At 42.2% G+C, this 15,329-nt stretch carries 7 protein-coding genes; 1 reads left to right on the top strand and 6 read right to left on the bottom strand.

What is annotated here, in order from left to right:
- The first annotated feature begins 128 nt into the window (after nucleotides 1–128).
- The gene (locus ACFSR6_RS01690) at nucleotides 129–950 is read left to right on the top strand and encodes an AraC family transcriptional regulator (RefSeq protein ID WP_379074082.1); all 822 of its coding nucleotides are present in this window, start codon (nucleotides 129–131) and stop codon (nucleotides 948–950) included.
- 60 nt (nucleotides 951–1,010) lie between these two features.
- Here the strand turns inward: ACFSR6_RS01690 and ACFSR6_RS01685 are convergent, their stop codons facing one another.
- The 6 genes from ACFSR6_RS01685 to ACFSR6_RS01660 form a co-directional block, all read right to left on the bottom strand.
- Nucleotides 1,011–5,159 (bottom strand): hybrid sensor histidine kinase/response regulator transcription factor, encoded by a 4,149-nt coding sequence (locus tag ACFSR6_RS01685; protein WP_379074081.1) that lies wholly within the window; start codon nucleotides 5,157–5,159, stop codon nucleotides 1,011–1,013.
- A gap of 120 nt (nucleotides 5,160–5,279) precedes the next feature.
- Entirely contained in the window at nucleotides 5,280–7,271 is a 1,992-nt protein-coding gene (locus ACFSR6_RS01680) for a sialate O-acetylesterase (RefSeq protein WP_379074079.1), read from the bottom strand.
- 491 nt (nucleotides 7,272–7,762) lie between these two features.
- The gene (locus tag ACFSR6_RS01675; RefSeq protein ID WP_379074077.1) at nucleotides 7,763–9,448 is read right to left on the bottom strand and encodes an endo-1,4-beta-xylanase; all 1,686 of its coding nucleotides are present in this window, start codon (nucleotides 9,446–9,448) and stop codon (nucleotides 7,763–7,765) included.
- A gap of 28 nt (nucleotides 9,449–9,476) precedes the next feature.
- Nucleotides 9,477–10,448, bottom strand: coding sequence for a DUF5627 domain-containing protein (locus ACFSR6_RS01670; RefSeq protein WP_379074075.1), 972 nt, complete (start codon nucleotides 10,446–10,448; stop codon nucleotides 9,477–9,479).
- Nucleotides 10,449–10,476: 28 nt separating this feature from the next.
- Nucleotides 10,477–12,237 (bottom strand): RagB/SusD family nutrient uptake outer membrane protein, encoded by a 1,761-nt coding sequence (locus ACFSR6_RS01665; RefSeq protein WP_379074074.1) that lies wholly within the window; start codon nucleotides 12,235–12,237, stop codon nucleotides 10,477–10,479.
- Between the two features lie 21 nt (nucleotides 12,238–12,258).
- On the bottom strand, nucleotides 12,259–15,300 hold the full coding sequence (locus ACFSR6_RS01660) for a SusC/RagA family TonB-linked outer membrane protein (RefSeq protein ID WP_379074072.1): 3,042 nt from the start codon (nucleotides 15,298–15,300) through the stop codon (nucleotides 12,259–12,261).
- Nucleotides 15,301–15,329 lie beyond the last annotated feature (29 nt).

The raw sequence follows: 15,329 nt of genomic DNA, 5'->3' as shown, positions 1-15,329 counted from the left end.
AACGGTAGTGGGCAGTAAGTGTACTATCGTTCTGTAAAAGTTAAACCGGACGTTTAAACAAAGCAGATTAATTAATATTTTTTACTTTTACCATAATCTTTTCCTTACGGAAAAACCAAGAAGAAACCATGCAGTACGAAGCGAAATATATTACAGAAGACATCAAGCTTTCCTGTTACGAGGATAAGTTTTTCAAATCGGATATCCTGTTTGAGCACCATATGCTGATTTGGTTCATTTCCGGCGAAACAAAAATCGTCCAGGCAAATGCCACTTATATTTTTAAGGAGGGTGATATTTTCCTGATCCCAAGAAACCAGCTGGCCACCATTATCAATTACCCCAAAGACGGGAAACCGCATAAGACTGTTGTAATGCACCTATCGACAGCGCGACTAAGGGAGTTTTATGCAAATCTGGATAGTGTTTACAAAACCTCAGAATCGCCGAAAATCTATCATTTCAGCAATCATCCTTTATTGGAAAGCTGCCTATCTTCGCTGATTCCGTATTTTGACATCAAAGAACTGCCGGAGCATATTGCATCATTAAAAATTACGGAAGCCATTAGTATACTGAGGGCAATTGATAAAAGTATAGACAACATACTGGCTAATTTTGAAGAACCTGGAAAAATCGATCTGGCAGGTTATATGGAAAAGAATTTTATGTTTAACCTTCCGCTCGAAAAATTCGGTTACCTGACCGGGAGGAGCCTCACTACTTTTAAAAGAGATTTCAGTAAAGTATTCAATACCACACCGCAACGCTGGCTTACACAAAAGCGGCTGGAACTGGCACATTACCAGTTTACGCAAAAACAAAAACGCCCCATTGATGTCTGTTACGAAACCGGCTTTGAGAACCTTTCGCACTTTTCGTATGCATTTAAAAAACACTTTGGCTATGCTCCGACTGAATTGCTGAGCCAACCTGGCACTCATCCGTAAAACCTGAACTGATTATGCCCCGCCACTCAAAAATACAATCAGTTTAAGGAGAGAAAATAATCAGGTAACTTTTAAAATCTCGCGTTTATCTTTTCGTTTTAAGTGGATATATTCAGACGGCAGCATATTAAACTGGGCCTTAAAAAGCTTCGAAAAATAGCTTGGCGTACCAAAACCGGTCATATAAGCAATCTGGGCTACGTTATAATCGCTTTTTTCGAGTAACTCTACTGCCCTTTCCAGTTTTACAGACCTAATGTACTCTATAGGCGTTAAGCCGGTAATTTCAAGCAGTTTATGATAGAGGGAGCCCCGGCTCATGCCAACATGCCTGCTCAGCTCTTCAACTGAAAGCTCCGGATTGTTCAGCTTTTCATCAATATATTGTACAATTTTATTCAACAGCTTAACCTCGCTCGATTCGATTTCGATTTCTTTGGCCTGCACCTTCACCTGTTTAGAATAGGCATTTTTAACGGAGCGGTTAAACAGTAATAAATTCTCAATTTTGGCATGCAGAATACCAAAATTAAAAGGTTTGGTCAGGTAATCGTTAGCGCCCGATTTCAGGCCTTTAATCTGGTCATCTTCCCCGCTAATGGCAGTCAAAAGAATAACCGGGATATGACTTGTTCTTTTATCGGCCTTAATTTTCTGGCTTAACTCAATGCCGTTCATTTCTGGCATGCTGATATCTGTAACCACCAGCTGAGGATGTGCCGAAAGCGTTTTTTGCCATCCTTCTTTACCATCTGCCGCTTCTATAATCTGGTAAAACGGTTGTAAACTATCTTTCAGGTAAAACCTGAACTCCTCATTATCTTCAACCAAAAGAATGGTGGCCATCTTAAGGTCGGCAGGTGAAGTTTCGGCAGCAGATTCATCAGTTTGTTCGTCAATCAAACTGTAAGCCTCACCATCAATTTCAACATCATCTGCTATCTCAACCGGTAACGAAACCAAAAATACAGTTCCTTTTCCGACTTCACTTTCTACGCTAATTTGCCCACCATGCAGTTCTACAAACTCTTTAACAATAGACAGCCCGATGCCACTGCCTTGATTTAAGATAGCACTCACATTGTTGTCCATAAAAAAGCGGTTGAACACTTTATCTTTATTGTGATCGGCTATACCTATCCCGGTATCTGAAACTTCGATAAAAAACACAGGCTTAACCTGATCAGCAGCAGCTCCGAGGTACATGTTCAGGCATACTTCCCCACCTTCTTTTGTAAATTTAAATGCATTGGAAAGCAAATTGAAAATAATCCTTTCCATTTTATCCTGATCGAAGGGCGTTTTCAGTTTTTTAATGTCGCTGTTAATCTGAAGTGAGATTTTCTTGCGTTCTGAAAGATCCTGAAATGCTTCGGCAGCTTCGCTGATAAAACCAACAATATCAGCCTCTTTCAGGTTTAACTTCAGTTCCTGTTCTTCCATTTTCCTAAAATCGAGCAGTTGATTGACCAGATTTAACAGCCTTCTGGCATTTCTTCTGATCATTTTTACCTGTCCGGCCACTGCAGGTTCCTGTTTAACTGCCAGTAGCTTATCAACTGGTGCCAGAATCAACGAAATCGGTGTTCTAAACTCATGGCTTAAATTGGTAAGGAACTTAATCTTTTGTATATCCAGTGCATGGGCCCGTTCGGCATCCCTTCTCTGTTGCAACACTTTTTCTTCTGCATTAATTTGCGCCTGCTCCAGGGCAAGTTGCTTTTTAATACGCTGAATTCCCCTTCGCCTGATGGCAAATAAGATTGAACCGGCCAGCACCACATAAAAAATATAAGCGTAAGTGGTTCTCCAAAGAGGTGGTTTTATATGAATAGCAATAGAGGTAATTTTATTACTCCAAACGCCATCGTTATTGCTTGCCCTTACCTGAAAAATGTAATCTCCGGGGTCTAAATTTGTGTAATATGCTGTCTTCTCTTTCCCAACTTCATTCCAATCCCGGTCTAAACCAACCAGACGGTAAGAATAGTGGTTTTGTTGCGGTGCAGTGTAATTCAGCGCTACATAACTAATGGAGAAATTTTGCCCGTAGCTCAGTTTAATTTCTTTGGCAAAGCTAATCTGCTCTTTAATAGGCGATTTTTCGCCAGGTATTACAACGGTGTTTGCTACCTTTAGTTCGGTAAGCAGCACATTTGGAACCACATTATTGGAAGGCAATTCAAGCGGATTAAAATAGTTGAAACCATCTTGCCCGCCAAAATAAAGCTCACCTCCGGAAGTACCGATACCCGACCCCAGTATAAATGGACTATCCTGCATCCCATTGGGGCGCCCAAAGTTTTTTATCTTTTTCGTTTCCGGATTAAGGCAACTGATGCCGTTATCGGTGCTGAACCAGATCAGCCCGTCTCTGCCTTCCAGTATTTTATAAACAATGGCATTTGACAGGCCGTTTGTTTCGTTAAAATTGGTGAATTTTCCCGTACGAGGGTCAAAAAAATCAAGTCCGGCGCCATCAGTCCCAGCCCATATATTTCCTTTACTATCACATAACAAGCTCAATACCACATCATTGGAAAGACCACTATTTGCTTTCCGGTAGGTGATAAATTTTCCATTATCGCGTTGGAATACCGCGATCCCTGTTCCGCTGGATGCGAGCCACATATTTCCATCGGGATCTTCTACGATAGCACGTATGAAACCATTGCTGGGAAGCATCATAGGTGCCAGGGAATAGGTGCCATACCGGGTAAACGAATTGGTTTTATAGTCAAAAACATCAACACCGGTTCCGTTTGTACCAATCCATATCAACCCTCTGCTATCTTCTTTGATGGCAAAGATTTCGTTTTGGCTAAGATCTGTAGCCATAGGGCCAGCCAGAAATTGCTTGTAAGTTTTGGTTACCGGATTATAGGCAAACAAACCATGTTGATAAGTGCCCACCCAAAGTGTACCGTGGGAATCAAGCGTCAGTGCTAGTATGGCTAACGGATTCCGGGAAAAATCAATTTTACTTTTGAGATCGATTTGTTCGAATATTCCGTTTTCACGATCGAAAAGATGCAGGCCCCCCCCATCTGTACCCACAAAGATTTTCCTTTTTGAGAGTTCTGCAAAAGAGGTAACAATGGGCGATGAAAGTCCTTTTGGATCAAACGGGCTGCTTCTTTTAAGATTAAACAAAGCTAAATTCGGATCGAACTTATTAACCCCGCCCTGGTAAGTCCCCAGCCATATAATGCCATTGTTGGCCATGCAAATACTTCTTACCGACTTATGGCTGAGGCCAAATGATTCACGCCTATTCGGGCGAATGGTTGAAAAAAGCTCGGTATTGGTATCAAAAATAGACACGCCATCTTCAGTACCCAACCACAACTTACCTCCTTTTTGTAACCTGGCCGAATAAATGATATCGTCAGAAAACAACCTGTCATTCGGTTGTAAAAACGATTTGAAATGCTTGCCATCAGGCAGCAACATGTTAAGTCCATTATAGGTTCCAAAAAATATACGTCCCTTTTCGTCCTGCACTATAGTTTTAATGAAATTATTGCTGACACTTGACTTATCTGCCGGGTTATGGGTAAACTTTTCGGTAGCACCATTGGTCAGGTTAAGTGCCAACAGTCCCATATTGGTACCGATATACAATTTATTGCCGCTCCCCTGAAGAAAAGAAAGCACGCTGGAACCGTTACCCATTAATTGATTGATGCCTACGTTCCTTACCTTAAAAGTTTTGGTATTGATAACCCGGTATCCGCCAAATGTACCTACCCAAATATTCCCGCTTTTATCTTCGTAAAGGGTTAATACATTAAAAGGAAGGTTACGGTTCGGAATACCTTCGCCAACAAACGATTTAAATGTATTGTGTTTAGCATCATAAAAAGCCAGTCCTCCTCCATTTGTGCCAATCCAAAGTCTCCCGCTGCGATCTTCCAAAAGTGCAGAGATGTTGTTAGAAGGAATGCTTGTACTGTCGCCGCTTTTACTGGTATATACTGTAAAATTGGTGCCGTCAAATTTATTCAGTCCATCATTAGTACCAAACCATACCAGCCCGTTATGATCCTGCAGGATCGTATTCACTGTATTGGAAGAAAGGCCATTTTTGGTATTAAGGGTAATAAAGTTGGGTTTATTCTGGGCAGCTATGTTGGTGCAGGTGAATAACCATATCGCTGTAAGCAACACTGCTACTCTATTTATACTTGATCCTCGTTTTAACATCATAAAATACATTAGCGCATCCGGTTGTGATTGTAATGTTTCAGGCTACGCAGGTACTGCGCTGGGATACCTTTGTTTTAAATTTGTTTGTTTGCTAAATATAGTAAATGGCCCTGTTTCAGTCTATTTTATTTCAGCCTCAAAGGGAGAGGCCGGTAGTCCGTCTTTGTTATACAAATTTGCACTCTCGGGGTTGTCGGCCCAGGCGTATCGAACCGATACAGGGCTGGAAATGCCATCGTTCCAGACAATAACCGTATTCCCTTCTATTTTAGCTTTGGCCCAAACGTATTTTTTATCCGCACCCGCTATGGCAAAATGATAAAGTTCAGTTTCTCCCTGCGCCACCAACCCCCGGCCAACATAATCAAAATCTAAAATCACGCGGTTACCCTGAACCGTTGCCGACCGGTAAACTGGCCCGGAGTAAGTGATATTATCTTCGCCATAAACCAGTTTTTCGGCCCATAAAGCCAAACGCTCGCCAATCTGTTTTTTATTTAAGGGATGAATATCATTCCATTCGCCGGCGCCCAGCCCAACAGACATCCCGGTATTCTCTGTTTTTAACGTTTGGAGCTGGCTCTGCCGAAGTTGTGCCCAGTCGCTCTCTACAGGTAGATAATCTACCTCCATATAATTGGGTAACTGAGCGAATAAAAAAGGAAGGTTGCCCAATCCCCATTTATTTCTCCAATCCTTAATCAGGGCAGGTAGCAATTTAGCGTATTCCTTTGGCTTACCAGAATTTGCTTCGCCCTGGTACCATAAAAAGCCACGTATGCCATAATCGAGTGCAGGTGCCACCATTGTATTATAAAGTCCGGTGGGAGAATTTTGTGCAACAATTGGCTGGGTAATCTGCTGTGCTGGCTGAGAATAGCTTGGTTTAGGAAATACTTCCTGCACCTGGTAATACCATTCGCCCCTTAAATCGATTATTTGCCCCCCGGCCTGTAGCGAATAATTTTTATCAGGTACAAAACCACCTTTACCATTTGTACTGGTAAGTTTCACCAAAATGGTATTTTTTCCGGGTTTTAGCAGGTTTGCAGGCACAGTATACCTCCGTGGAGGATACTGGTAAGTAATATTTCCTACAAAGACCCCATTTACGAACGTGGAATCGGCATCGATTATACGTCCCAAAAAAAGTTTTGCAGGCTTGCCCGCCAACTCTGCCGGGATATTAATTTCTTTTCTGAAGTACAGGATACCATTCAGGTTTCTGGCGCCCTGATCTGCCCAGTAACCTGGCATCCAGAATTTATGCCATGTTTTTGGCACATCAGAAAACGGCAGGGCTTTAACCGGTTTAGGCTGTCCGGATAATTTCTGGTTGTTCTGGTAAGTGGTATCCCGAAAATTTTTGATCTGCGCTTCAATTGCAGGAAAATCCTTAAAAGCATCCTTACTCATCCAGGCCTCTATTGGCGTTCCACCTACACTGGAATTGATAATCCCAATCGGGACTTTGTATTTTTGATAGAGTTTTTTTGCAAAGAAATAAGTAACCCCGCCAAATTCAAGCAATCCTTTACCCATGGCAGGCTTCCACTCTCCTTTTGGCAGATCAAGAGCTTCTTTAGTTACATCTGCTTTTGTTGGCACAAAGAAGTTCCTGATTTGTGGAAAATTATCATGCTCAACTTCGTCCGGATAATTTTCTTTCAGCCTTTCCATGGCTAACACCATGTTCGATTGACCTGCGCAGAAATATACATCGCCAACCAAAACATCAGTCAATGTAATCAGATTCTGTCCGGCAATAGTCATGGTGTAAGGGCCACCGGCTTTCATTTTGGGGAGCCTTATTAACCATTTTCCATTGCTACCGGTAATTGTTTCAAAATGGCGGTTGTTAAAAGAAAGTTTAACTTTTTCATTTGGGTTGGCCCAACCCCAAATCTTCAAATTAATATTTCTTTGCAGCACCATCCGGTTCCCAATAAGCTGGGGGAGTTTTACTTCAGCGCTTCCTCTTTCATGAATAAACAAAATGGTAAAAAGCAGGGCACAGGATTTTAAAATTCTGTTTCTAAAATTTGAAAAATATGATCGTGAGCCATCTCCGAAAGATATGGGTATGCCAGTTTTCTTGTAGAAAGACATCATTTAAGTTTTAATATTTGGTTATTACTAAAGAAGTTGTTAAGGCAGAATTTAGCCTAAGTAATTCTTAACCGAATATAGCACTTTATACTGAAAAAAACAATCGATTGCATAACGATATTAACTTTTATTTCGGATAGCAAAAGGTGGTCAGGAAAAACCATTAATTTAATCGCAACATTAACTTTTGCGCTTTTTACCGCTGGACTAGTAGTTTTTTACATTTGCAGCTGTTTTCAATTGTAGTCAAGAACACTATGCATTTTGCAGCGCCAAAGTGTACTATTCTACAACTGTTTTTTTGATTTTCCCAACCCTTGCCCAAAAAGCTGTATCCGCAAGGTAGAAATTGTAAATAGCTCCTACCCAGGTTAATCGGTAACGTCCAATAAAAAAGCCAGGAACAACGCTAAACGGTTGCTCCTGGCTTTAAAGTGCTACATTCTGTTGATCGTGTGCAAGGGAAAACCTTACTCCTTAAATTTTACACTTTATTATTTATTCTTTAAGCCTTCAGCTACCCCAACATAGGCTGGTTTTCTCACAAACCCTTCTGTCCATAAACCGATAGGTTCTCCTGCTCGCCAGCTTGAACCGGCCGGACTATCCTGAGGAGCCCAGATTGTAATTCCATATCGTTGGGCAGCTGGAATGAGCTCAAAATATTTCTTGATTACAAATTTGTACATCTCTGATTGGGCGGCATACTGCTCGGCTGTTGCCTGTGCAGTTTTTACATTTCCGGCAAAACCCATATCCAATTCTGATATTTTAATCAGTTTACCGGTTGCAGCCAGCAATTTGAACATTTCTTCAATCTTTGCCTTATCAGAAGTTGCTATCATGTGCATCTGGGTACCTATACCATCTATTTTTGCCCCTTTTCCTTCCAGGTATTTTACGTAATCGATTAATCCTTTGCACTTATCGATGTTAGATTCCAGGTTGTAATCGTTAATAAAATGAATATCGCCTGGATTGCCATACTGCCTGGCCAACTGAAATGCCTGTAAGGCATAATCTTTCCCGAGGTAGTCTTGCCAGAAAAACTCATCGGCTGCAATTGATGTACGGCCTGCGGCAGTTTTTAGTTCTGCGGGTTTTGCATCATCCATGGGCTCGTTAACCACATCCCAGGCCTTAACGTAATCTTTTGAAGCGGTAACGATACCTTTAATCCAGGTATCTAATGCCGCGGTTAAAATCGTTTTTTTCTGCTCGGCAGTTTTTTCTACAATTGTACTTCCACCAAGCGCATTGTATTTTTTCAGCGTAATATTATCGAAATAAAAATTCGTAGCTGTTTTTCCAAGATTAAAGGCAAGTGCCCCGCTGGTTGCCATATCGGCAGTAACCGTAATTTCTTTGGTATAGGTTGTCCACGTAGGTGTGGAAGAAATTGTGCCAAAAAAATCATAAAATTTGTACGCGCCAGGGGTAACATGAGCCTGTGTAGAGTAAGAGGCCGCAACATCAGAACGTACATTCATTTTCAGCTCGTACCGCTCCCCTACGGCTACTGCCGGAAACTTAAGAAAGAGCTGCGCATCATAATCGTTGGTCCTTACAGCAGAATTGCTGATTTTTAAAGCCCTTCCTGTACCATTAAAACCTTCGCCAACGGCAGTAAAGGAGGCTACAGCATTGGTATTGGATTGATAAACCGAAGCATTATCTGTTTCAAAATCGGCACCAATTACCAAATCCCAGGTAGGGCCACCGCTTGAAGGGATAACTACCGGGGCGATCAATCCTTTCAAATAAGTTGCATTTTGGTTGGCGTGCCAGGCCAATGTATGGCCAAATACGGTAATACCGGCTTTGGAAGCGGTTTCCAACAGGCTTTTAACATTAGTTAGCGCAAGGCTCCCGTCAGCCTGTACAACAGCGCCATGTTTCATTTCGTAACCCAGTGTAATTTCGTCAAAATTACTGTTAAGCAACCTGTAAGCTACTCCTTTGGAAAGATAAGATTGCAGACTGGCTCCTGCACCGAATTTAAATTTAGGATTTGCGCTTCTGTCTATATAGGTTTTTAGCGGTTGGTAGGCATCAATCTGCTCTTGGGCAGTGAAGCTTGAGGGCTTTGCCACCTGGAAATCAAGCGACTCATATTTGTGGCAGGATGCAAGCAATACTACTCCAGCCAGGCCAAATGCTATTTTGTATAATCGTTTCATTTTCATCATTATTTGACTAAAGATTTAATTACCTGATGGGTGTAAAGGTTTCGGCTTTTACCCCGCGATCGCGCATAACCAGTGTATCCAGGCTATTTATAGTCCTATCGTTCAGATCCAGCTGATAGTTGAGGTAAAGGGCATCCCGATCCTGGCTTCCCCAGCTGTTTTTCTCACCCCGTTTAATAAATTTCCCGGTACCGCTTGCGGTAAAACCAGCTTCTCCGGCAGAAATTGTACAATTACCACTGTTGTCAAAAGTTAACAGTAAAGTCCGGGTGATGCTGTTCCCTCCGGCTACTTTAAAGGTAACCGGGAATTCGGTCTGGGTTAATGATCTTGTATTTAGTTTATTGATTTCATCATTCTCCACATATTTCATGTGGCGAACTATGTTTTGATTGAGTGAAGTATTCCCATTTTTGCCAACAACCACATCTTTTCCCCTGCGCAGATAGAAACCCTGCCAGGTATTGATATATTTTACGGCATACAGGGTATATTTTTTCTCGGGCAGGATTTTTTTATTCTGGTCAACGCTGGTCATGGTCAGTGGAATCACATAGGTGGTATTTACAGACAATGGGTCTGCAAAAAAAGCATCGGTTAGCTGTACATCCACTCCACCAATCAGGCTTCCTTTCGGGATAACTATCTTATTGGCAGCAAGGGTATAATAATTGGCTGGCATAGGTTTTACGCTGCCACTATACGGCGATGGATAAGATAAACCCTGGGTTAAAGAGTTATCTACATTGATACCAATAGTAATATCTTCCTTGTTGGTATAAACTCCTCCCACAGTGCCCATAATCTGCAGCCTGTGCTGGTTATCCAGCGAAGTATCAAAAATATCTTCGCCCATGGTTAGGGTCCGGATTGGCCCCTGATAGGCAAAATAAACGGTTTGGACGTCGTTATCCGGAAATGCCCATTCTTCGTTTTTGCAGGCGCCAAGTACTAAAATGAGCGCCAGTAAAATATATACTTTATTTTTCATGATGTTAATCGGTTATAGTGAATGAATATTACCATCCTGTATTTTGTTGCAAAGCATTGTATTTGAGTATTTCACTGTAAGGAATTGGTCCGAACCTCATATATTCCTGATAGTTTCTGTCCTCTACATTGATTTCCTGATAAGTACCCTGTGAGATGCTCAGCCCTTTAACCGGCTCGGTTAAAGCAGCATTCCACCTGCGCAGATCCCAGAAACGAAATCCTTCAAAAGCCAGTTCGAGCCTGCGCTCATTTCTGATCAATGTTCGCATGGCATCTTTATCTCCTTTTACAGATTCGAGGTAAGCGTCACCATTGGTAGTTCCAATGCCGGCCCTGGCCCTAATGGCTTTGATAATATCATAAGCCGAGTAAGGATTTCCGCCATTTGCAGTAGGTCCCCATGCCTCATTTGCCGCCTCCGCATAAATCAGGAACATTTCTGTATAGCGGATATGTGGCCTGTAGTGCTTCTGGTTATTTACAGTTGGTGTGCGGCTAACATCTTGCCTTAACAATTTTTTCATGTAGTAACCGGTCCGGGTAGAAACTTCCTTTCTGTTCAAGCCATCGTCATTACTTGCTAAATCTGTAGTGGTGTTAATTACCTTGTTAGTTGGCCCAATTGTATTGCCATTGTATACAATAAATTTTGCCAAACGCGGATCCCTGCCTGTAAATGGAGCAGCCGGATTATATCCGCTCTGTGGAGTGCTGGTTATCGGGTAACCATTCAGCATCGGAAAAGCATTAACCAGGTTTTGGGTAGGATTGACACGTCCCTGACCAGATAAGGTTGGTGGATAGTTGGCCGCTTCCAAATCACTGCTGGATCCGACATTGGTGCGCCAAAGTATTTCTCTGGGACTGGCACCTGAGGCCAAAGCATCAATTTCGCTTCTGTTATCGTACCAGGTAACACCGTTAGGATCTAAATTTGCCAGCCAATTGTTTAGTTTAAGCACTTCTGCGGCATAACCGGCAGCATCAGCCCATGTGGTAGAATTACCTGCAGCAAAAGCCGGACTTGCCGCCATTAGTGCTACCCGGGCGCGGATGGCTTTCGAAATGCGGCCTGTCATCCGCTGATTGAAAAACTTACCGAAAACCCGGTTATAGGTTTCTACATTAACACCAGCATACTTGGTCGGAATCTGGCTGGTACTATTGATATCTGCATAATCTAAAGGGAGCAATTGTTCTGCCCTATCCAGGTCGCCATAAATCTGTTTAATGCAGGCATCAAAAGTGGCACGTGGCTGGTTAAAGTCAGAAGCTGGTGTTTCGGGTTGAAGCACTAACGGAAAGCCATATAAAGTACCGCCCACTTTGCCGGCGTGTGCCTGCAGCAGATACGACATAAGGTAAGCCCTTAAAGCATAGGCTTCTCCTTTCATCCGGTCGTTAAACATTCTGCTCAGCACCGGGTCTTTAGAATCCCAAAGTACCTTGTCTGATTCGGCCAAAAATAAGTTAATATACTGAATACCTGCCCTTGCATTGGTCCATTGGTCTGTAGGATTAAATGCAGCCGACCATTGTCCGGTGGCCATTTTCCTGAAATTATTATTGATATCATTACTTACGGCATCATCAGTAGCCACATCATTGAAAGACCAGCCATTTGACGGAAGTCGTGTATAACCATTTAGCAATAACCCATGGGCAAGTGCGGGTTCTGTATAGATGTTGTCAAAATCTCCATTATTTTGCGGAGCAGGATCTGTAAACTTTTTACAACCCCAGAGCATCACTACGACAACTATAAATCCTATTAATATTCTATTCATCTTTTCTAATCTAATATTGAATTAAAACATTGCCTTTACGCCCAGGTTATATAACCTTGTTTGCGGGGCCCCTCCTAAATTCATCTCCAGTATTTCCTTTTCTTTTGCAATTGTTAAAAGATTAAACCCGGCCACATACAAACCCAGCTCTTTCAGAACTTTGCTTTTGAACAATTTATCAGGAATGGTATAAGAAATCTGAACCTTAGATAAATCAAACCGGTCTGTACTGTACAACCAGAAATCAGAGGCTCTAAAATTATTATCGCCGTTTGAGGTGGTTAGTCGCGGAAAGGTTGCCGTGTTTTTGGTTTGCGGTGTCCACCTGTCGCGTACAACTGCCGAATATTTATCGCTTCCATTTACCCAGAAATAGTTATCACTTTTCATGGCACTTGCTCCGAAACGGCCTGTGCCCAAAACAAATACGGTAAGATTTTTCCATTTAGCTGTTAAGTTCAATCCTGCGGTAAACGGAGCTCCAAACCAGCCTCCGCGACCAAGATAGACCTGATCCTTATCATCGATGATTTTGTCGCCGTTCTGATCGATGTATTTGATATCTCCTGGCGCCAGGGCCGAGCCAAATGCTGGTTTTGGGCCATTAATCCCATCTGCCGCGGCCACTTCGTTTGCATCCATATAAAAACCATTGCTTTTTAATCCCCAAATGGCATCGAGTGGTTTACCTGCCCGGTACTGATAGCTATTTTCATAAGTTAAGAAATCAGCACGTTTGGTTGCCTTGGTTGTATAATATGTTCCAGACATGCCCAGGGTCCAATCAACAGCTCCGATACGTTTGTTGAAGTTTAAATAAAAATCTACACCCGTACGCTGGTCGCTATTGTAATTACTGTACGGAACAAAGGAAGAACTTGGGAATCCGGTAGTGAAATAACTCGGATAAAGGACGTTAATCTGGCCGATAATTCCGGTAATGTTATTTCTGAAAAAATTAGCCCCGAAATTAAACTGATTGTTGAACATTCCAGCTTTTAGCCCAATACTGATTTCTTTTCTTTTGGCAAAAGTTAAATCCATATTGGACCCACGGCGGGAATCAGTAGACTGTGTACCGGTACCATCATTCCAGCCATACCAGTTACCACCCGTAGCTGTGTAGATGCTTTCGTAGGCAAAATACTCATCAAAATCAAGATCGGTATTTAAAATGCCTCCTGATGCTGTTAGTGTCAGGTCGTTAATAAATGAAACTCCTTTTAAAAACGACTCCTCGTTAAGGTGCCATCCAATTGAAGCCGCAGGAGAAAGGGCAACCCTTTTCCCTGGCGGCATTTTTGGCGAGCGCACCACAGCACCGGTAAGTTCAGCAAAATATTTACGATTAAAATCATAGTTTAACTGCAATCCTAAATTAGAATTTGTGGTAGGTTGATAAACTTCAGATTGCGACTGACGGTATGCTGCGGCAAGTAGTAAAGCAGAAATATGATGTTTATTGCTTATTGTAGTATTATAGTTGAACTGGCCGGAAAATGAAATGGTTTGCCTGTAATAACTATCTGCAATGTTCTGAACGCCGGTTTTAGTATCCTCTCCCCAACGGGTTAAACTTCCGATTAGCGTAGTACCCGAATAGGTTGTCCAGTTGGGTTGGTAAGTTGCGTATCCATTGCGGTACCCCTGGTTGTAACTGTTCAGATAATCGACGCCCATGCTGCTGCTGAAAGTGAGCCCGTTCAAAATCCCTTTCAAATCAGCATCAATACCAGTGGTAAACTGGAACTGGCGTTGCACAAATTTATTGTTGCCACCTGCATAAATGGCTGCAATGGGGTTGGTTTGATCCAATTGGGTACCACCAAGGATATATTGGCCATCAATGATTTTAGCATTTTTGATCATCGCCCTGCTTACTTCATCGCTCTGTTCCAATAAATTTATCGGAATTAAGGGGGTAAACAAATGTGGGCGCAGGGTTGCGGCACTGGCCCAGTAATTTGTATTTACGCCACCACCACTTGAAAATACCGCACTTGCATCTACCCGCGCTTTTAGGGCTTTAGTAAGCTGCATATCAACATTACCGCGGATGTTAAATCGCTCTGTTGTATTATTTTCTTTTGCTTCTCCGAAATTAATCAGCGAACCGGTAGATACAAATCCAATATTCGTATAGTAACGGGCACGTTCGTTCCCGCCTGAAATTTCGGCCACACCATCATAGCGGGCAAAACTGTTCTTAAGGTATTCAGATGAGTAATAATCAACACTTGGATAACGGTAAGGGTTAATACCCGAGTGATTATAAATCATGTCAGGCGTATACACTGCTGCCAGACCATCATTGGCCAAAGCTTCATTATACAAGGTCATGTATTCAGAAGAGCCCAGGTACTGCGGATATCTTTTTGGCGTATTTACTCCGATATTGGAACGGACGTTTATCTTTTGCTTGATTGGTAAACCTCTTTTTGTAGTGATTAATATTACTCCTTTTGCCCCACGACTGCCATATAATGCAACGGCCGATGCACTTTTGAGAAAAGTAATGTCCTCGATCTCATTGGGTGTAACACTGTTTACATCTCTCGGAACTCCATCAACCAATATCAAAGAGGTGTTCATGCCCCAAAGGTTATTGCCATTAAATCCCGGCGCAAAAGCCTCCAGGCCATCTAATCCGTAGGTAATAAAGTTTTTCTCAAAAAGCTGTGCGAGGTTAACACTTGAAACCCCGGCCGGAAGATTGTTTTCTTCTGCGTTTTTAAAACCAACATTTATAAGCCGGTCGTCTTTAGTTAACGTAATCAGCTTTAAGTTGGCTGATGCAATCACCAACGACGTTTTATATCCTCTGGCGCTAACCGTAAAGGTACTATTCTCATCTGCTGACAGGGAGAACTCACCTGCCTGGTTGGCAATAGTGAATACCTCGCTTCCTTCAATATGTATGGATGCCCCTTTTACCGGATTTCCATTGATATCGTGAACGACAGCCTTTATAGGTATCTTAACGGCATCCTGACCTTTAATTACACCAGCAAGCAGTGTAAAGAAAACACTCAGTACCAATGCATTTCTTAAAAATTTCATCATTCTTGTCTTTAATTATTTGTGATCATGAA

This window comes from Pedobacter vanadiisoli (genome assembly GCF_042684385.1).
Lineage (GTDB): Bacteria > Bacteroidota > Bacteroidia > Sphingobacteriales > Sphingobacteriaceae > Pedobacter > Pedobacter vanadiisoli.
This window is presented reverse-complemented; position numbering and strand designations above follow the sequence as displayed.